At 71.3% G+C, this 17,999-nt stretch carries 17 protein-coding genes; 4 read left to right on the top strand and 13 right to left on the bottom strand.

The window, feature by feature from the left end; genetic code table 11:
• Positions 1 to 40 precede the first annotated feature (40 nt).
• Positions 41 to 1,777: an MFS transporter gene (locus tag ACWDZ7_RS23370; RefSeq protein WP_451799447.1), complete on the top strand. Its 1,737-nt coding sequence runs from the start codon at positions 41 to 43 to the stop codon at positions 1,775 to 1,777.
• Here ACWDZ7_RS23370 and ACWDZ7_RS23375 read toward each other — a convergent pair whose 3' ends face one another.
• Positions 1,778 to 2,590 (bottom strand): SAM-dependent methyltransferase, encoded by an 813-nt coding sequence (locus ACWDZ7_RS23375; protein ID WP_451799449.1) that lies wholly within the window; start codon positions 2,588 to 2,590, stop codon positions 1,778 to 1,780. It lies immediately after the preceding gene.
• 77 nt (positions 2,591 to 2,667) lie between these two features.
• Complete coding sequence (locus tag ACWDZ7_RS23380) at positions 2,668 to 3,405, bottom strand: helix-turn-helix transcriptional regulator (protein WP_451799450.1); 738 nt, start codon at positions 3,403 to 3,405, stop codon at positions 2,668 to 2,670.
• Positions 3,406 to 3,517: 112 nt separating this feature from the next.
• Between ACWDZ7_RS23380 and ACWDZ7_RS23385 the strand changes: the two genes are divergently transcribed.
• A complete protein-coding gene (locus ACWDZ7_RS23385; protein WP_451799451.1) occupies positions 3,518 to 4,435 on the top strand; it encodes an aldo/keto reductase in 918 nt (305 codons plus the stop codon).
• 26 nt (positions 4,436 to 4,461) lie between these two features.
• On the opposite strand, the gene ACWDZ7_RS23390 is transcribed toward ACWDZ7_RS23385, so the two are convergent.
• From ACWDZ7_RS23390 to ACWDZ7_RS23435, 10 genes are all read right to left on the bottom strand, one after another.
• Positions 4,462 to 5,262 (bottom strand): endonuclease I family protein, encoded by an 801-nt coding sequence (locus ACWDZ7_RS23390; protein ID WP_451799453.1) that lies wholly within the window; start codon positions 5,260 to 5,262, stop codon positions 4,462 to 4,464.
• A 215-nt stretch (positions 5,263 to 5,477) separates the two neighbouring features.
• Complete coding sequence (locus tag ACWDZ7_RS23395) at positions 5,478 to 5,900, bottom strand: acyl-CoA thioesterase (RefSeq protein WP_451799454.1); 423 nt, start codon at positions 5,898 to 5,900, stop codon at positions 5,478 to 5,480.
• A gap of 56 nt (positions 5,901 to 5,956) precedes the next feature.
• Positions 5,957 to 6,604: a hypothetical protein gene (locus ACWDZ7_RS23400; RefSeq protein ID WP_451799456.1), complete on the bottom strand. Its 648-nt coding sequence runs from the start codon at positions 6,602 to 6,604 to the stop codon at positions 5,957 to 5,959.
• Positions 6,605 to 6,636: 32 nt separating this feature from the next.
• Complete coding sequence (locus ACWDZ7_RS23405) at positions 6,637 to 7,542, bottom strand: TIGR03619 family F420-dependent LLM class oxidoreductase (RefSeq protein WP_451799457.1); 906 nt, start codon at positions 7,540 to 7,542, stop codon at positions 6,637 to 6,639.
• Between the two features lie 158 nt (positions 7,543 to 7,700).
• The gene (locus ACWDZ7_RS23410) at positions 7,701 to 8,294 is read right to left on the bottom strand and encodes a histidine phosphatase family protein (RefSeq protein ID WP_451799458.1); all 594 of its coding nucleotides are present in this window, start codon (positions 8,292 to 8,294) and stop codon (positions 7,701 to 7,703) included.
• 109 nt (positions 8,295 to 8,403) lie between these two features.
• On the bottom strand, positions 8,404 to 9,198 hold the full coding sequence (locus ACWDZ7_RS23415; protein WP_451799459.1) for a hypothetical protein: 795 nt from the start codon (positions 9,196 to 9,198) through the stop codon (positions 8,404 to 8,406).
• Entirely contained in the window at positions 9,198 to 10,502 is a 1,305-nt protein-coding gene (locus ACWDZ7_RS23420; protein ID WP_451799460.1) for a VWA domain-containing protein, read from the bottom strand. Before ACWDZ7_RS23420 ends, ACWDZ7_RS23415 begins: the two co-directional genes overlap by 1 nt.
• Positions 10,503 to 10,648: 146 nt before the next feature.
• On the bottom strand, positions 10,649 to 11,875 hold the full coding sequence (locus ACWDZ7_RS23425; protein WP_451799462.1) for an FAD-dependent monooxygenase: 1,227 nt from the start codon (positions 11,873 to 11,875) through the stop codon (positions 10,649 to 10,651).
• 33 nt (positions 11,876 to 11,908) lie between these two features.
• Positions 11,909 to 12,514 (bottom strand): peptidase, encoded by a 606-nt coding sequence (locus ACWDZ7_RS23430; RefSeq protein WP_451799464.1) that lies wholly within the window; start codon positions 12,512 to 12,514, stop codon positions 11,909 to 11,911.
• 26 nt (positions 12,515 to 12,540) lie between these two features.
• Positions 12,541 to 13,752: a pyridoxal phosphate-dependent aminotransferase gene (locus ACWDZ7_RS23435; RefSeq protein WP_451799466.1), complete on the bottom strand. Its 1,212-nt coding sequence runs from the start codon at positions 13,750 to 13,752 to the stop codon at positions 12,541 to 12,543.
• 84 nt (positions 13,753 to 13,836) lie between these two features.
• On the opposite strand from ACWDZ7_RS23435, the gene ACWDZ7_RS23440 reads away from it, so the two are divergent.
• Together ACWDZ7_RS23440 and ACWDZ7_RS23445 are read left to right on the top strand one after the other, a co-directional pair.
• On the top strand, positions 13,837 to 14,469 hold the full coding sequence (locus ACWDZ7_RS23440) for a winged helix-turn-helix transcriptional regulator (RefSeq protein ID WP_451799467.1): 633 nt from the start codon (positions 13,837 to 13,839) through the stop codon (positions 14,467 to 14,469).
• A gap of 96 nt (positions 14,470 to 14,565) precedes the next feature.
• Entirely contained in the window at positions 14,566 to 15,276 is a 711-nt protein-coding gene (locus ACWDZ7_RS23445; RefSeq protein ID WP_451799469.1) for a DsbA family protein, read from the top strand.
• 446 nt (positions 15,277 to 15,722) lie between these two features.
• On the opposite strand, the gene ACWDZ7_RS23450 is transcribed toward ACWDZ7_RS23445, so the two are convergent.
• On the bottom strand, positions 15,723 to 17,936 hold the full coding sequence (locus ACWDZ7_RS23450) for a glycoside hydrolase family 6 protein (protein WP_451799470.1): 2,214 nt from the start codon (positions 17,934 to 17,936) through the stop codon (positions 15,723 to 15,725).
• Positions 17,937 to 17,999: the final 63 nt, after the last annotated feature.

Here is a 17,999-nt window from a genome sequence, read left to right on the forward strand (position 1 = left end):
CCCGACTATTGGCCAAAACCAGAGTTTATTCACGGGTCAATTGGAATTGACAGGGGGTGTGGCGGCGTGCCCCGGATACCGGCTGAAACGGCATTCTGCGCACGGCGACTCGGGAATTGACAGGGGCGTTTCGATTGCTTACGGTCCACTCAATCGTCAGGTATTCACCGGCCCTGTCCGCCGTATCCGACCGTATCCGAGGGTATTCGTGACCACGTCCCCACCATTGCCGAAGTTCCGACGGCAGTTGATCCTTGCCGTACTCATGTTGTGCTCGCTGGTCATCTGGCTGGACAACACCGTCCTGAGCGTCACCCTGGAGACCCTCGCGGACCCGGTCCGTGGGCTGGACGCCGACTCGGCCGAGCTTCAATGGGCCACAGGCTCGTACACCCTGGCCTTCGCCACCTTGATGTTCACCGCGGGCGCCCTGGGTGACCGCTTCGGCCACCGGACCGTGCTCATCACCGGCCTTGTGATCTTCGCCGGGTCCTCGGTATGGGCGGCGTACGCGAGCGACGCGGGCCAACTGATAGCCGCGCGCGCCGCGATGGGACTGGGCAGCGCGCTCATCATGCCCGCCAATCTGGCCATCCTCATGTGGACCTTCAGCGGCCCCGCGCGGGCGACCGCGATCGCCGTTTCCTCGACAGCCGCCGGCGTCGGAATGGCCGCGGGCCCGGTGCTGGCGGGGCTGCTCCTCGACCATTTCTGGTGGGGCTCGGTCTTTCTGATCAATGTCCCGGTCGTGGCGCTGGCATTGGTCGGAATCGCCGTGCTGGCCCCGAATTTCCGCAGCCCCGTTCTGCGGCCGCTGGACCCGGCCGGAATGCTGCTCTCGATCAGCGGGCTCGCGGCATTGGCCTACGGGCTGATCCGCGCGGGGCAGGTGGCCGCCTGGAGCCGTACGGACGTATGGGCGCCGATCGCCGCCGGACTGGTCCTGCTGGCCGCTTTCGTCCTCGTCGAACTGCGGAGCAAGACGCCCAGCTTTGATCCCCGACTGCTCGCGCAGCGTGCGTTCGGCGGCGGCAACGCGGCGCTCGGACTGCTCCTCTTCGCCATGACCGCCGGCACCTTCTACAACGCGTTCTATCTACAGGGCGCACGCGGCTTCTCGCCGATGGAGGCGGGTCTGGCCAGCCTCCCGACCGCGCTCGGCGCGACCGCGGGGGCGTTCCTCGGTGAGAATCTGTCCCGCCGCTGGTCGCTGCGTGCCGTCACCGTGCCGGCGCTCGCCGTGGCGGCGCTGACCATGGGAATGTACGGGTTCCTCGGAGTCCAGACCCCGCTCCTGTGGATCGAGATCCTGCTGTTGGTCCAGGGCCTCTCGATCGGCATGGTGATCGGCCCCGTGACGGCGGCACTGATCAGCTCCCTGCCGTTGGAGCGTGCCGGTGCCGGGTCGGCCGTCACCAACACCGTGCGGCAGACCGGCAGCGTGATCGGGATCGCGGTCGGCGGCACGATCATGTCGATCGTGTACCGGCGCGCGATCGAACCCTCGCTGACCGATCTGCCGGGACCGGTGCAGGACCGGGCGCGGGTCTCCGCCGAACAGGCCCGGCATATCGCCACGACGACGGACCGGCCCACTCTCGCGCACGCCGCCGACAGCGCCTTTATTCACGCCATGCATGTCGGCGCGGCGTGGATCATGCTCATCGCGCTTTTCGGCGCGGCTGTGCTGGCGATTGCTTTGCGCCCTGCCGGAAAGCAGCGGAATTCCTCTCCGAAGTCCCGTCCCGGGAAACAGCGGCTTCTGCCGTCGGGGTGATTACGGCTTGCGGGCCACCGCCCCGTACGCGTCGACCGCCGTCGCGTCCTCCGTCTCCGCGCGCCACCGCGTGACCTGCGTGACGCCGGGCTCCACCAGCTCCAGGCCGTCGAAGAAGGCGCCGATCTCCTCCACACTCCGTACGTAGTAGGGGATCGCGCCGCTCTTGTTGTACTCGTTCGACGCCGCGATCATGCCCTCGCTGGTGGCCGTGGAGTCGCTGATCACCAGGTAGCTCCCGGAGGGCAGACCGGCCATGATCCGCGAGACCAGGTCGCGGGCCTCCTTGTGGTCGGCGACGTGGCCGAGCGTGTTCAGGATGATCAGCGCCACCGGCTGGGAGAGGTCCAGCGTCTTCGCGGCCTCCCGCAGGATCGCCTCCGGCTCGTAGAGGTCGGCGTCGATGTACGCGGTCCCGCCCTCGGGCGTGCTGGTCAGCAGGGCCCGCGCGTGGGCGAGGACCAGCGGGTCGTTGTCGACGTAGACGATGCGCGAGTCCGGGGCCGCGCGCTGGGCGACCTCGTGCGTGTTGTCCGCCGTGGGCAGGCCCGTACCGATGTCCAGGAACTGCCGCACGCCCCGCTCCGTGGCCAGGTGGCGCACCGCGCGGCCCAGGAAGAGGCGGCTGGTGCGGGCCACGTCCACCAGGCCGGGGAAGATCTCCTTGATGTGGTCGCCCAGTTCGCGGTCCTTCTCGTAGTTGTCCTTGCCGCCCACGAAGTAGTTCCAGAAGCGTGCGGAGTGCGGCTTGCTGGTGTCGATGCGCGCGCGGACGTCGGCGGCGGAGCCGAGCTGGGGGTCGTTGTCTGACACGAGAAGCCTCCTGGAAACCTGTGTCGCGCTGGGTAGTTCGATGATCAAGCATCAATCTAGACGGTCACCCGCCCGGGTCAGTTGTCTGCCCCGCCCCGGCTGCTGATATCCAACTCCGCGGCCCGCAGCCCCGCTTGGAAACGTGACGTCGCGCCGAGCGCCGCCATCAGCTCCGCGACCCGTCTGCGGTACGTCCGCAACGACATGCCCAGCTCCCGCGCCGCCGCCTCGTCGGTGTGCCCCGCGCCCAGCGCCCGCAGGACGCGGCGGGCCTCCTCGCTCAGCGCGGGAGGCCGCGTCCGCCGGTACTCGGCCAGGTCGACGGCGGTCTCCCAGGCCGCGTACACCAGCGACCTGACCCCCTCGACGGCGTCGGGCGACCGGATCACCGTGTAGGTCCGCGTCCCCCGGACCGGGGCTCCGGCGAGGATCGCGACGCGCCGGTCGATGACGATCGCCTCGTGCACGAGCGGCGCCGCGGAGATCCGCACGTGCGCCCCCGACTCGGCGATCCTGACGAGCCGCGCCTCCGCCTCGGCGTCCGCGAGCGCCCGCGGCGTGTACAGCTTGCGCATCTCCAGGCCGCCCGGGACCAGCGGCGGCCTCCTGCCCCCGGCGAAGGCCGCGTTCACGCCCCGGGAGAACGTCACCAGGTCCGCCGCCGCGCACAGGAACTCCTCCCGCGCCCCGGTGAACAGGCTCCCCGCCCGGCGCACCAGCTCCCGCTCGCCGCGCAGCGACACGATCAGATCGGTGCTCGACGTGCTCGACGTGCTCGACGTGGGCCACGCGTGTGACGCGCTGGGTGAGTTCATCGGCGTACTCGGCATGATCCCGACAGTCTGCGACCGCGTACGCAAGGGGTCAACGTGGCAGCAAGTGGCCACGTGTTCGCGTACGGGGGACACGCGTCGGAGGATCTCGCCCATGACGACTACGAATGACCACCGGGGTGACCACCGGGATGACCTCACCGACCACGCGTCGGCCGCCGCCGGCCAGTACCTCCTCGGCGGCGAACTCCCCGTGCACCGCATGGGCTTCGGCGCGATGCGGCTGCCCGCCCCCCAGTGGGACGGCCCCGCCCACGACCCCGCCCGGGGGGTCGCCGTCCTGCGCCGCGCGGTCGAACTCGGCGTGAACCACATCGACACCGCGGCCTTCTACTTCTTCCAGGACATCGCGGCCAACGACCTCATCCGCACCGCCCTGCACCCCTACCCCGACGACCTGGTCATCGCCACCAAGGTCGGCCCCGGCCGCCTCCCGGACGGCAGCTGGATGGACCCGGCGGACCCCGCGGAGCTGCGCAAGGCCGTGCACCGCAACCTCCGCGAGCTGGGCCGCGACCACCTCGACCTGGTCTACCTGCGCTTCCTGGGCAGCGACGGGCCGGGCGAGGACCGCTTCGCCACCCTGGCGGCCCTGCGCGACGAGGGCGTGATCCGCCACCTCGGCGTCAGCAACGCCTCCCCGGAGCAGCTCGCCGAGGCGCGGACGATCGCCCCGGTCGCCGCCGTGCAGAACAGGTACAGCCCGCTGACCCGCACCGACGCCGAGCTGGTGGAGCTCTGCGCCCGGCAGGGCATCGCCTACGTGCCGTACTTCCCCTTCGGCGGCACCGGAGCCCCCGACCTCGCCCGCGTCGAGACCGTCGCGGCCCGCCACGGCGCCACCCCCGCACAGGTCGCCCTCGCCTGGCTGCTCGCCACCTCCCCGGCGATGCTGGCCATCCCGGGCACCTCGTCCCCGGCGCACCTGGAGGAGAACGTGGCGGCCGCCGCGCTCCGCCTCAGCTCCGAGGACCTCGCGGAACTGGACGCGGTCGGGGAGACTGAGAGGTAGTGCAACTCGGGGGAACGGCGCGCTGGCTACCAGACCTTTTCCACCCACTCCGGGTGGTCGATGAACGGGTTCCGGTTGTGCTGGAACCTGTCGAATATGACCTGGTTGCGGTTCTTCTCGAAGGCGTCCGGCGGGTCCTCGTCGCTCCACTGCTTCAGCACGGAGAGGCGGCCGATGGCGGGCGCGCTGCCGTTGTCCACCCGGTCGTTCGGCTCCAGGTCGGGGAATCCCCCCTCGCCGTCGTAGCGCACGGCCATGTAGAGGATCATGCGGGCCACATCGCCCTTGACCGCGTCGCGGGGCTCGAACGAGTCGCCGTCCGTGAGGTTGCCCGGGGCCCCGGCGACCGCGCCACCGCCGTTGTCGAAGTCCTTGTTGCCCCGGATGCTGTTGACCGTGACGTCCTCGGGGCGCAGATGGTGGATGTCCGTACCGGGCCCGGTCGCCGTGCCGAAGTCGCCGTGGGACTTGGCCCAGACGTGCTCGCGGTTCCAGTCGCCCTTGTCGCCGCCGCTGCTGCTCTTGCTCCGCGAGGTGCCGGTGTAGAGCAGGATCACGTTCGCGCTGTTGGCGGGGTCCTGGTCGGTGGTCTTCAGGGCGTTCCAGACCTGGTCGTACGAGAGTCTGGTCTGGTCGCTGATGATGGTGTGCAGCGCGGACTTCAGCTCGGGACCGGTCTTGCCGAGCGCGTCCTGGTAGTACGTGTCGTCATACGGGGTGGCCGTGGAGGTGGTGGCCGTGGCCGCGGCGGGCACGGTGATGCCGACGAGCACGGCGGCGGCGGACAGGGCCAGGATCTTCCAGCGGCGTACGCGCGGGACGGGCATGTGGGGGTGTGTCCTTTCCCGGAGGCCTCGCGTGCCGTGCGCCCGCCAAGGGGCGCCCGGTCTACGCGAGTTGACTGATCAACCATCGGGAGGGTGGCACGGATGTACGTACGGCCGTGTGAACGGTGTGGGTCGGTTGCGTAAAGGTGTCATGTACTCGGCAGTGTCGCCCCACCGGCCACCGCGGGCGCCCGCGCCGAGGGGGCGGTGAGGGTTCAGAGCCCGAGCCGCGCCGGGTCGGCCGCCAGCGCCCTGAAGTACTCACGCGGATCCGCCACCATCCGCCGCTCCTTGAGGTCCAGCAGCCCGCCGAGGGACGAGACCGTCGCGGCGACCGTGCCGTCCGACTTCGTGATGGTCTGCTCGACACCGAACGTCTTGCGCTCACCCCATATGAACGCGCAGCTCACCGCCGTCTCGTCGCCCGCGCGCAGCTCGCTGAGATAGCGGACGGTGTTCTCCAGGACCACCGGGCCGACGCCCTTGTCGAGGAGGTCGGCCTGCGCGATGCCGGCCGCGCGCAGCAGCGACCAGCGGGCGTGCTCGGCGTACTGGAGGTAGACGGCCTGGTTGAGGTGCCCCTGCGAGTCCGTCTCGTACCCACGGACGCCGATGCTCACGGAAAACGGCTCTGCCACGGTGTTCCCTTCGTTCCCTTCGACCTGGACTTCGGAGTGTTCTTGCGGGGTGCGGTTCACGTCCGCCTCGGGGAGGCCAGAAGATAGCGCGCGCCGCCGCGCGGCCCCGCGTGCTCACCGGCCTGCCAGCCCGCCCGCTCCAGCGCCGCCGCGCAGGCCCGCAGCCCGTCCGGGGACGGCTCGCGCACGGCGACGGCCTCGGGCTGCGGGGTGCCCGACACCTCGTAGCCGTCATGGCGGCCGGGACGGGCGGGAGGCAGGCCGGCCGCCTCCAGGGCCAGGGCCGCCGCCTGCACGAGATGCGTACGCTCCCACGCGCAGGGGCGGTCGCGGGCGCCGTCGGTGTTCGTCATCCGGCGCAGCTCCACCAGGCCCTCCCAGGCGCTGCGGACCTCCCGCGCCCGGGCGGGGCCCTCGCTCCCGGACACGGAGGTCTCCGTGCCGGTGCGGGCGGCGAAGACGCCGGGCGCCGCGGCCGGTTCGGCCGGTGGGGGAGCGGGCTCCGGAGCCTGCGGGGAGCCGGCCCCGTCGCGCAGGCGATGGCCCGCGGGCGTCAGGAAATACGCGTGCGGCGGCCTGGGATGGCGGAAGGCAAGACGGGCCCGCACCAGGCCCGTCAGCTGGGCCTCGGGGCCGGACAGGCGGCCGGTCTCCGGGTCCGCGGCCTCGATGATCCGCCGCTGAGCAACCGTGGGTGGCTTCACCGCGCATGCGCCCCTTCCCGCGTCGGTCTGCGTCAACTGCTACCGATGGTGCCCTGTGCCACTGACATCAGGAGCTCCAGCACCCGCCGGTCGTCGTCCGCGTCCGCCCGTTCCGCGGGGGTTCCGGGGTAGGTGTCCAGGAGTACGTCCGTCGCGCCCAGCTCCGCCAGGGTCTCCAGGTCGCCCCGGATCCGGTCGACGCTGCCGTGCCCGAGCGGACGGTCGGCGGTGTCCCGCCGGTCGCCGAGCCGGATCTGGAGGCGCGGCGCGAGATCCGGCGCGGGGCGGCCCGCGGCCTCGGCCTCCGCCGCGATGCGGGGCAGCGCCGTGCGCAGCGCGTCCCGCGTCGGCATGAACGGATGCCAGGCCTCACCGAGGCGGGCCGCGCGGCGCTGCGCCGCCGGGGAGTTGCCGCCGACCCAGACCGGCAGGTGGGGGCGGGTAGCGGGGGCCGGGGCGGTGCGGACACCCTCGTACGAGACATACGTGCCCCGGAAGGACGTCGGGTCCTCGCGCCAGGCGGCGCGGATCGCCGTGAGGTACTCGTCGGTGATCGCGCCGCGCTCGCGGAAGGGGACGCCGAGCACCTCGTACTCGGCGGCGGACCAGCCCACTCCGGCGCCGAGGATGAACCCGGCGGCGTTGAGCCGGTCGATGTTGGCGGCGAGCCGCGCGGTCTGCAAGGGGTGCCGGTAGGGGATCACGGTGATCGTGGTGCCGAGCCGCAGCCCCGGCACGCGCCCCGCGAGGTGCGCGGCGAGCACGAACTGGTCGTAGAACGGCGCCGGAAAGACCTCGTGGACGTCGGGGGTCACCGCGATGTGGTCGGAGATCATCGCGAACTCGAAGCCGAGTTCACGGGCGTCGGTGGCCTGCCGCACGAGGGAGTCGGGGGTGGTGCCGGAGCCGAAGTTGATGAGGTTCACGCCGTATCGCATGACGGCAGTCTTGGTGACCAAGGGCGCGGGTGTCGAATCCCGCCGCGCGTTTCACAGCGCGCCGCGCGGCTCTCGAACTCCGCTGCCCGCGGCGCCCGTTGCCGACGGGCGCCGCCCGGCCCTGCCTCGTCGGGGCGCCGCCCGGCACCCGCCCCGTCCTACGGGCGGAGGTTCCAGCTCGCCACCACCGGGCGTCCGTGCTCCGTGCTCAGCCGGCTGACCGTGCCCGTCGCGAGGAGGAACATCGAGCCGCCCGACGCGGGCAGGCCCAGGCGCCGGGCCGCAAGGACGCGCAGGAAGTGGCTGTGGGCGAAGAGGACCACGTTGCCCTCGCTGTTGGCGAGCGCCGCGTCCACCTTGGCCAGCATGCGGTCGGCGCGCTCGCCCACCTGCTCCGGGCTCTCGCCGGGGTGCTCCGGCGGGCCCGGGGCGACACCGTCGGTGAAGAGGTACCAGTCGGGCCGCGTGCGGTGGATCTCCACGGTCGTGACGCCCTCGTACGCGCCGTACTCCCACTCGCGCAGATCCGGGTCGACGTACGCGCCGGGGAACCCGGCCAGCTCCGCGGTCTCCCGCGAGCGGATCCGCGGACTCGTGAACGCCGCGCCGATCCGGAACCGGTCGAGGAGCGGGGCCAGCGAGCGGGCCTGCTCCCTGCCGTTGTCCGTCAGGGGGATGTCCGTCCAGCTGGTGTGCTGCCCGGTGAGGGCCCACGACGTCTCGCCGTGCCGGACGAGGAGCAGATCGCCCATGGTCGCGCCATTCCTGTTCTTCCGGTGGTGGCCGGACCGTGCGGCCCGGCCACCACCGAGACTGCCACGCCGCGCGGGCCACGCGCGTGGCGGCCCCGCCGAGGAGCCCCTACAGGCCCTGGGGTACTCGCGCGGGGCGGCCCGAGCCGCGGGTCAGGGCGTATCCGCCGACGCCCGCGAGCGCCGCGAGAATGCCGCCGGCCGCCGTCCAGAGCCAGCGCGAGGACCACCAGCCGGAAGCCCAGCCGTCCTCCGGCTCGGTGGCGGCGGCGGGCCGCTGCCGGTCCGAACCCGCGCCCGGCACCAGCGGCTCCGCGAGCGCCCCGTCGACCGCCTGCGCGCCGCCCGCGTCGGTCGTGGTGACCTTCGCCTCGGCCCGCACGGGCAGCCCCAGATCGTCGGCCTTCAGGTCGGTGACCGTGAGCCGCAGGTAGTACGTGCCCGGCAGCGGATCGTTCGCCCACTGCTCCGACCAGGCCCTGACGGTGCGCAGCGTGCAGGACAGCGAGACCGACCCGGCGTCCTGCGCGGCCGTCCTGGTCGGCGTGCCGAGCCGGCAGGCCTGGCGGCGCCGCAGACCGTCGTACACATCGACCCGCCAGGTGGACGCGGCGTGCCGCGCGGCCGCGTCGGGGAGCTTCACCGTGGCGTGCACGGTGGCCCGCTGCCCGGCGTCCACCGGGAACGCCCAGTACAGGTAGTCGCCCGTGGACGCCTCCGCGGTGGCCTCCTGGTCGGGGCGGATCGCGGTGGCGGTACGGAAGGAGGTACCGGCCTCGGACGGGGCGTCGCCCTTGTCGTCGTCGGCGGCGGCGACTCCGGGGAAGGCCAGCAGGGCGGTCGCGGCCAGCACGGCCGCCCGTCCCGTCACCCGTCCCCTCACACGTGAACGTGTCGTACGCATCAGTTGGTCCTCCAGACCGCGAAGCGCCAGCGGGACAGCCAGCCCCAGACCAGACCGGCGACGAAGCCGACCAGTACGAGCAGACCCAGCAGCCACCAGCCGTGGCCGAGCCCGAAGGAGGCGACATCCGAGGGCTCGTCGGGTGAGTCGACCAGGTCGACGGCCAGCTCGACCGGCAGACCCGGCGTGGTCTTCACCGAGGCGGGCGCGGAGAAGGAGTTGCTGACACGCAGACAGACGGTCTCCGTGGCGCCGTACTTGTCGTCCTCGTCCATGTCGTCCGCTTCCGGCTTCGGATAGCGCAGACCCGTCGAGATCACGTCCGTACGACCGTCGCCGGACTCCTGGCCGCGTACGATCTCGCGGCCGCCCGGGGTCTCGGCGCGCAGCAGCACGCCGTAGTCCTGGTTGACGGCGCGGTCGGCCGACACGCTCACGGAGGCGCGCAGCTCCTTGCCCGCGGGCACGTCCACGCGGTACCAGCGGTGCTCGCCGAACTTCTCGCGGTCGGTGTAGAGACCGGACTTCAGCCGGGGCGCGTCCGTGCACTGAGCCGCGCCCTCGGCCTCCACCGGGGTGACGACCGGATCGGCGGCGCGGTCCACCAACTGCTTGACACGACCCGCCAGTTCGTCGGTGTGCCGGATCGAGGTGTACGTCCCGCCGGTGGCTTCCGCGATGCAGCTCAGCTGTTCGCGGGTCTTGGCGTCCGGCACCAGGCCGAGGGTGTCGATGGTGAGGTGGATGCCCTTGGCGGAGATCTCCCGGGCCACCACGCACGGGTCGAGCGGCCGGCAGGTGTCCTCGCCGTCGGATATCAGCACGATGCGGCGGCTGCGCTCCGCGGTGTCGTCCGTCAGGTCGTCGGCCGCCTTGAGCAGCGTCGGGCCGATCGGGGTCCAGCCGGTCGGCGCGAGGGTCGCCACGGCGGTCTTCGCGTCGGTGCGGCCCGCCTTGTCGAGCCGCTCCACGGGGTAGAGCAGCTCGGTGTCCTTGCAGCCCGTCCTGCGGTCGTCGCCGCGGTAGTTGGCGCCGAGGGTGCGGATGCCGAGCGCGACCTCGTCCGGCGTGGCGTCCAGGACCTCGTTGAACGCCTGCTTGGCCGCGGCCATGCGGGACTCGCCGTCGATGTCGCGGGCGCGCATGGAGCCGCTGACGTCGAGGACCAGCTCGACCTTGGGGGAGGGCTGCGCCGGTTCGTCGTCGTCATCGGCGGCCGCGGCGGGGCCTGCCGTGACGAGTCCGGCGGTCAGGGCGGCGAGCAGGGCGATGACCCAGGCCGCCGGCCGTTGTCTTGTGATCATCGCCGGATACTATTGATCTTGGGGGGCATCCCCCAAAACGGGCGGTCGGGCCGCGCCCCCGAAGGGGCGCGGGGAACTGCGCGACCAGCCACGACGGCCCCGCGGACTCCGACCGGCCCACCAGAACAGCGCTCAGCGCTCAGCGTTCAGCGTTTGAGCTCGCGGCCCCCGAACGCCCCGGTCCCGTCCGCCTGCTTCCACCAGATCTCCAACGCCGTCTGATCCATCACCCTCCAGTCGGGCGTCGCCAGGACCAGCGCGTCGCCGAGGCGGCGGCCGAGGTCCACCATCGTGCGTCCGCAGGGCGTGCGGTCACTGTCGTACGCGTCCAGGGCCTGCGCCCACGTGTCCGCCGTCGTGAGGGCGGACTCCAGGACCGTCGCGTCCTGGAGCGCCTTGACCGCGCCCGCGCCGGTATGCGGCCGGGCCACCGCCGCCGCGTCGCCCACCAGCAGGACGCGGTCCGTCGCGCACCGGGGCGCCGTGAAGTCGTACATGGGCTGGAGGAACAGCTCGCCGGGCGCCGTCGCGCGTACCAGTGCGCCCCAGTAGGGCGGGAGGAGGTCGTCGGCGACGTACCCGAGGTGCGTGGCGAGCGCCTCGGTGAGCCCGCCCGGCGGCAGGCTGGTCGGCCCGGTGAGCCGCAGGTCGAGGCCGAGCCCGAGGTCGAGGTCCGGGGGCGGCGCGGTGTAGAGGACCCAGTTGACACGGTGGCCGCCGACGCCGTCGGGGATGCGGTAGAAGATGACATGACCGCCGGGGAAGACGACGTACGCGCAGTCGTCGTCCGCCCACAGCCCCGGGTCGGCGAGCCGGGCCGCGGGATAGGCGCCGCGCCAGGCGAGATACCCGGCGTAGGCGGGGCGTACGTCGCCGAAGGCGGAGGTGCGGGCCACCGAGCGGTAGCCGTCGGCGCCGACGACGAGGTCGAAGCGTTCGGTGCCGTCCGCCGTCTCGACGAGGGTGCCGTCGGGGCCGGGGCGCAGCGCCTCCACGGGTGTGCCCGCACGGAAGACCGCCGTCGGCGGCACCCGGCCGCGCAACTCCCGCCACAGAGGGCCCCAGTTGTACGTGCGGAACGGGAACGGCATCACGCCGATCTCCCGGCCCAGCGGGGCGGCCGCGGCATCGCGCACGTACCAGCGGCGGCGCACTATCCGCACCCACGGCATGCCCGCGTCCATGTACCCGGCCGACTCCAGCTCCGCGTACCGCGCGTCGTGCACCGCGAGCCCCACCCCGCGCTCCGCCAGATCACCGCCCGCGCGCTCGTACACGGTGACCTCGTCGGCACCCCCACGGCAGGCGGCCAGCGCCGCCGCGCATCCGGCGACGCTGCCACCCACGACAGCGACCTTGCCCCCACGCGTCATGGGGGCCATCTTGGCAGCGGGGCGGAGCGCCTGTCAGCGCAGCGAGACACCTCGTCCGGCGAAGAACGGCTCGAACTCGTCGGCGGACATCGAGGCGGTGCGGGTCGCCGCGTCGACGCCCGACGGGTTGTGGAGGTGCAGCCGCCCGTCGGCCGTACGGCCGGTGAGCAGCACCAGGTGACCGCCGCGGCCCGGCGCGGGGCGGTGCGGGCGGCGGATCTCGAAGTGCACGGAGGCGATGACCTGCCGCCCCTCGTCGAGGAGCGTGCCGATCTCCTCGACGGACAGATGCCGGTGGACGGCGGCGTCCACGCCGTGCGCCTCGCGCGCGTACGCGGCGAAGGGGGCGTAGATCATCCCCCGGATCACTCCGTCGACCTCGGTGTAGGCGCCGTACTTCAGCGCGCCGTCCCGCAGTTCGAAGAGAGAGGGGGCACAGGGGCCGAGGGCCATTTGGAAACAGGTCATGCCGCAGAGGTGGCCGCACCAGCGGGCGTAGTCGTCCAGGGTGACCGCGCCCGAGTCGCGCCAGGCCGGGTCCGCGGCCCGGTCGAACTCCTCGTACACGATGGGCCCGACGAGTTCGGGCGAGGCGAACTGGGTGCGCGAGGGGGTTCGGCAGGTGGTGCAGAGGGTCATGTCGCTCCCGGCAGGCCGTGGTGAGGTCACTGACGATAACCGCTCAAGAAGCGGCCGATGCGGCTGATCGCCGCGTCGAGGTCGTCGGCGTGGGGGAGGGTGAGGATGCGGAAGTGGTCGGGGCGGGGCCAGTTGAAGCCGGTGCCCTGGACCACCTGGATCTTCTCCTGGAGAAGGAGGTCCAGGACGAACTTCTCGTCGTCGTGGATCGGATGGACCTTCGGGTCCAGGCGCGGGAAGGCGTACAGCGCGCCCTTCGGCTTGACGCAGGAGACGCCGGGGATCTCGTTCAGCTTCTCCCAGGCCCGGTCCCGCTGCTCGCGCAGCCGCCCGCCCGGCGCGGTGAGTTCGCGGATGGACTGGCGTCCGCCGAGCGCGGCCTGGATGGCGTACTGCGCGGGCGCGTTGGGGCACAGCCGCATGGAGGCGAGCATCGTCAGACCCTCCAGATAGTTCCGCGCGTGCTGCCGCGGGCCGGTGACGACCAGCCAGCCGGACCGGAATCCGGCCACGCGGTACGTCTTCGACAGGCCGCAGAAGGTGAGGACGACGAGGTCGGGGGCGAGGGCGGCGACGCTGTGGTGCACGGCGTCGTCGTACAGGATCTGGTCGTAGATCTCGTCGGCGAAGACCATCAGGCCGTGCCGCCGGGCGAGATCGAGGATGCCCTCCAGGATCTCCTTCGGATAGACCGCGCCCGTGGGATTGTTGGGGTTGATGATCACGACGGCCTTGGTCCGGTCGGTGATCTTCGACGCCATGTCGTCGAGGTCGGGGTACCAGTCCGCGGACTCGTCGCACACATAGTGGACGGCCTTGCCTCCGGAGAGGGCCGTCACGGCGGTCCACAGGGGGAAGTCGGGGGCGGGGATGAGGATTTCGTCCCCGTCCTCCAGAAGAGCCTGCACCGCCATGGTGACCAGCTCGGACACGCCGTTGCCGAGGAAGACGTCGTCTACGGAGACCTCGTCGAGGCCGAGCACCTGATAGCGCTGGGCGACGGCGCGCCGGGCGGAGAGGACGCCGCGCGAGTCCGTGTAGCCGTGCGCGTTCGGCAGCATCCGGATCATGTCCTGGACGATCTCCTCGGGCGCTTCGAAGCCGAAGAGCGCCGGATTGCCCGTGTTCAGCCTGAGGACGCTGTGGCCCGCCTCCTCCAGGGCGTTGGCGTGCTCGATGACGGGGCCCCGGATCTCGTAACAGACCTCGCTGAGCTTGCTCGACTGCCGGAACTCCATGTGGTGCGCCTCCCGTGACGTGAGTTACTTGGTTTTACCAAGTCACACCTTGGAAAGTCCAACATCTTGTTTAGACTGCGTCACATGTCACCTCGCCGAAGCTACGACCAGTACTGCGCGGCAGCCCGTGCCCTGGACGCCGTGGGCGACCGCTGGACCCTGTTGGTCGTCAGGGAGCTGCTGGTAGGCCCCCGCCGCTACACCGACCTGCACGCGGACCTGCCGGGCGTCAGTACGGACGTCCTCGCCTCGCGCCTGAAGGACATGGAGCAGCAGGGCCTGACCACCCGCCGCCGACTGCCCCCGCCCGCGGCGGCGTACGTCTACGAACTCACCCCCACCGGCCGGGGGTTGCTGCCAGTCCTGGAAGCCCTCGCCGCCTGGGGCGCACACGGCCTCGAAGAGCGCAGGTCCACGGACGCGGTGCGCGCCCACTGGTTCGCGCTCCCGCTGCTGCGGAGCCTCGCGCGGACGGGGGCCGAGGGCCTGGTGGAGGTACGGCTCGACGAGGGCCGCTTCCATGTACGCCTCGCGGAGGGCACCGACATCTACGGCGACGGCCCCGCCCCGGCCGAGCCCGACGCCACCCTCACCCTGGACGCCGCCACGTGCGTGGCGGTGAGCCGCGGCGAACTCACCGTCGGCCAGGGCGTACGGGACGGCCGGATCGAGCTTTCCGGCGAGGGGCTCACGGCGAAGGCGCTGCGCGCGTCGTGAGCATTCGTCCACGGTTCCGCTGACTAGCTGACTAGCTGACTAGCTGACTAAGGGAGGGGCTTGGTAATGGAGAGAGACCGAAGACGCGGTACCGCCATGGCAGTGGCAGGCGTGCTGAGTCTGTTGTTGGCCGGCTGCGCCGGGCGCGCACCGGCGGCGACGGCCCCGGCCGTCAAGGAACGCGTGTCCCAAAAACAACCGTATGCGGGAGCGGAGAAGTTGCCGGAGAGACTGGCCTCCGACGGCACGACGATCGTGGTGGGGGACCCCGGCGCGAGGAACAAGGTTCGGGTGTACGAGGATCCCCGGTGTCCGGTGGTGGAGGAATTCGAGAGCACCGGAGGCGCGTCGGTGCTTCGGGAGAAGACGGTCGGTCGCGAAGCAAGGACGGAGTACACCTTCGCTTCGTTTCTCGATGATCGGGCGGGTGGAGACGGATCAAAGCGCGCGGTCAACGCGTTGCGGGCTGCTCTGGAAGAGGGCAAGTTCGTGGAGTATCACGAGGTGTTGTTCCGCGACCAGGCCGATGTCGAGGCTGAAGGGGGCTTCACGACTGACGCCCTGCTCGCTCTCGCCGACGAGGTGGAGGACCTGCGCGGCAAGAGCTTCGACCGGGCGGTCAGAACGATGAGGTACGCGGAGTTCGTCACGGCTTCTCAAGGCGCGTATGACAGCGCCAATGGCGATGAACCTCTGGGCCCAGGAACTCCGACCGTTGTGATCAATGGTCGCCAAGTACCTGAGAAGCTGCGCGGAGCGCTCTTCGACAAGGATCTTTTCCCCCTTCTCTTGCCGCCCGCTCGCTAACTGCCTATGACAAGTCGCGGCCGCAGAGGGTGGGCGCGAACTGAACCGGACCAGCGCCGCCCGGGGCCGCCCCTGCATTTGCGGGGACCACAGGCCGTGACGGCTGTGCCGTCGTTATGAAGGAAGGGCCGAGTGCTCTCTTGCCTTCGTCGGCATAGCCGCAGCCCTCATCAGCTACCGCGTCCATGCTGGGGGCAGGGGAATCCGTGGTGTCGTGACGTTGATGTTGCGCCCGCTTGGTCCATGGGCCGGGAATGGCCAAAGCTGCCAGCAGATTCGCCGTCCGTTCTCATCGCCCAGGTCGCCGGGACCAAGTCTGGAGGCATGAGAGTGGAGCCGAGCCTGCCGTCCTCGGTCTGACCATGCCGTTGAACCCCTGGGACCCCCGCCCGTCCGGGCAGAGTCGACCGGACGGGCGGGGGCGCGTCAGAAGGGGGCGGCGGGGGTTATGAAGGCGGTGTGCCCCAGGTCAGTGTGGTGCCGAGGTAGGCGGGGATCGTCGGGGCGTCGGCGTACGACGTGCCCGTGGTGCGGCTGTAGTCGCCGACCTCGTTGAACGCCGACCAGTCGGACTTGTTCATTCGGAGCTGGATGTCACCGGTGTCCTTGCCGGCCGCCAGGGAGCCGCCGCTGAAGCCGACCTCCACGTAGGCGTCGGCTCCCGCTACCGGGGTGCTCAGCGGGACGACCTTGAGCTTGAGCCGGGAGCAGCCGACGGTCGCGTAGTCGCACACGGCGTTCACCGTGGACGAGCCGCCGTCCCGGGTGAAGTAGTAGCGGGCCGTGACCTTCGTCAGGTCCAGGGAGCCGCTGCCCGTGTTGACGATCCGCAGGCCGGGGCGGATGCCGTTGTCCGTGGCCGAGGAGTCGTTGTTCTTGTACCGGACCAACAGGTCGCCCGTCGGGTCGGGGTTTCCCCCGCCCGCGTCCGTGGTGACGCTCAGCGCGGCCGAGGACGCGGACGTGTTGCCCGCGGCGTCCCGCGCCCGGACGGTGTAGCTGTAGGCGGTGCTCGTGCTCAGCCCGGTGTCCGTGTACGTGGTGCCCGACACCGGTGACGCGGCGACCTTGGCGCCGTCGCGGTAGACGTCGTATCCGCTCACTCCCACGTTGTCGGTGGACGCCGTCCAGGCCAGCGAGACGCTGCTCGCGGTCTTCGCCGTGGCCTTCAGGCCCGTGGGCGCGCTGGGAGCGGTGGTGTCGCCCGGGTCGGTGCCGCCCCCGGGCACGGCCGGGTGGGCGTTCTTCACCAGCATCGCGAACTGGTCGTGGAACCAGTGCCCGGCCAGCGGTGCGTCCGGTAGCGCGCCGGTCTTGCTGTTGCCCGCGTTGGGCGCGGTGTAGTCCGGGTCGCACATCGGGTCCTGGCGCTTGCCCTCGTCGTTCGGGATCTCCTTGCTGGCCCCGTCGGACTCACCCGGCGGCTTGATCCACAGGAAGGCGTCCAGGTGCGAGTCCGGGTGGCTGGACGGCGCACTCTGCGGGGGCTGCCCCAGACCCGCGCCGTCGACGTTGCACCACAGACCGCGATGCGCGCGCCGGTCGGCCTTGGACTCGGTGACGTAGGTGTCGAGGGTGGTGCTTGTGCTCTCGGCGGTCGGCCGGGCGGAGCCGCCCCAGCCGTTGCGGGAGGTGTCGACGACCATGCCGGTGGAGGCCGGCCAGCCGGCCGCGACCAGGGCCCGGTGCAAGCTCTTGGTGAAGTCCGACTCGTCGAAGTTGGGGTTCCACTCGTAGAACTTGCCGGACTTGACCATGTTGCCGCCGACCGTCTTGTCGGGGTCGGTCAGGAACGGCTCTGCCAGCGGCGTGTAGTTGGAGACGTTCGTGATCAGCCCGTCGACGCTGCTCAGCCCGGCCGCGGTGCCCTTGGCGACGTCGGTGTACAGCTGCGCGGTCTGCGTCAGGTTCGTGTCCCAGCCGAGCCAGCCGGAGTGGGCGAAGTCCAGGTAGGTGTAGACGTTGGGGATGGCGTGCAGCTTGTCCAGGGCGTACTGGGCGGCCTTGACGTAGATGCCGCTGCTCTTGGCCTGGGCGCACTCCGGGTCGGCGGTGTTGGTCACCAGGTTCGGCAGCCCGTCCGGCTCGATGACCGTGGTGATGCGGATGTCCTCGTACTTCGGGTTCTTGAAGACGTCCGCGATGACGTCGATGTAGTCGCTCTTGTAGCGGTCGAGGCCGGCCTGGGTGAGCGGCAGTTCGCCGTTGGAGGCCAGGGACGCGCAGTCCCGGCCGGGCAGGTCGTACACGACGAACGTGGCCGTGATCGGCTGCCCGGGCTTCTTCTGGGCCAGCGCCAGGTCGAGGTGGTCGGCCAGGCTCTTGCGGCCGGCGTTGGCGTCGCCGCCGTGGATCGCCGCGATCCGGTCCAGCCAGACGGCGGTGGGATAGCTCTTGACCTTCTCCATCTTGGCCTTGAGCGCGGCGTCGGTGGTCTTGGCGATGGAACCCTCGACGCTGGTCGCGTAGTCCGGGTTGACGTAGAAGCTCGCCCCGGCGAACGGGTTGTCCACGTGTGCTTCCGCGGCGGCCGCGGGCTGTCCCGCGATCTGGCCGACCACCCCGAGCATCAGAGTGGCAAGTGCGGTGGCCAGGGCCGCTGACCGTCGTCGGCGCGAGCGCCACGGGCGTGGCTCGGCTGGTCTGTACGGGTCGGTCATCGTGTCTCCTCGGTTGTACGGTGCGGGTGGTGCCGGTCGTACGGTCAGGAGGGCGTCGGCGTG

This window comes from Streptomyces sp. NPDC003032 (genome assembly GCF_053591415.1).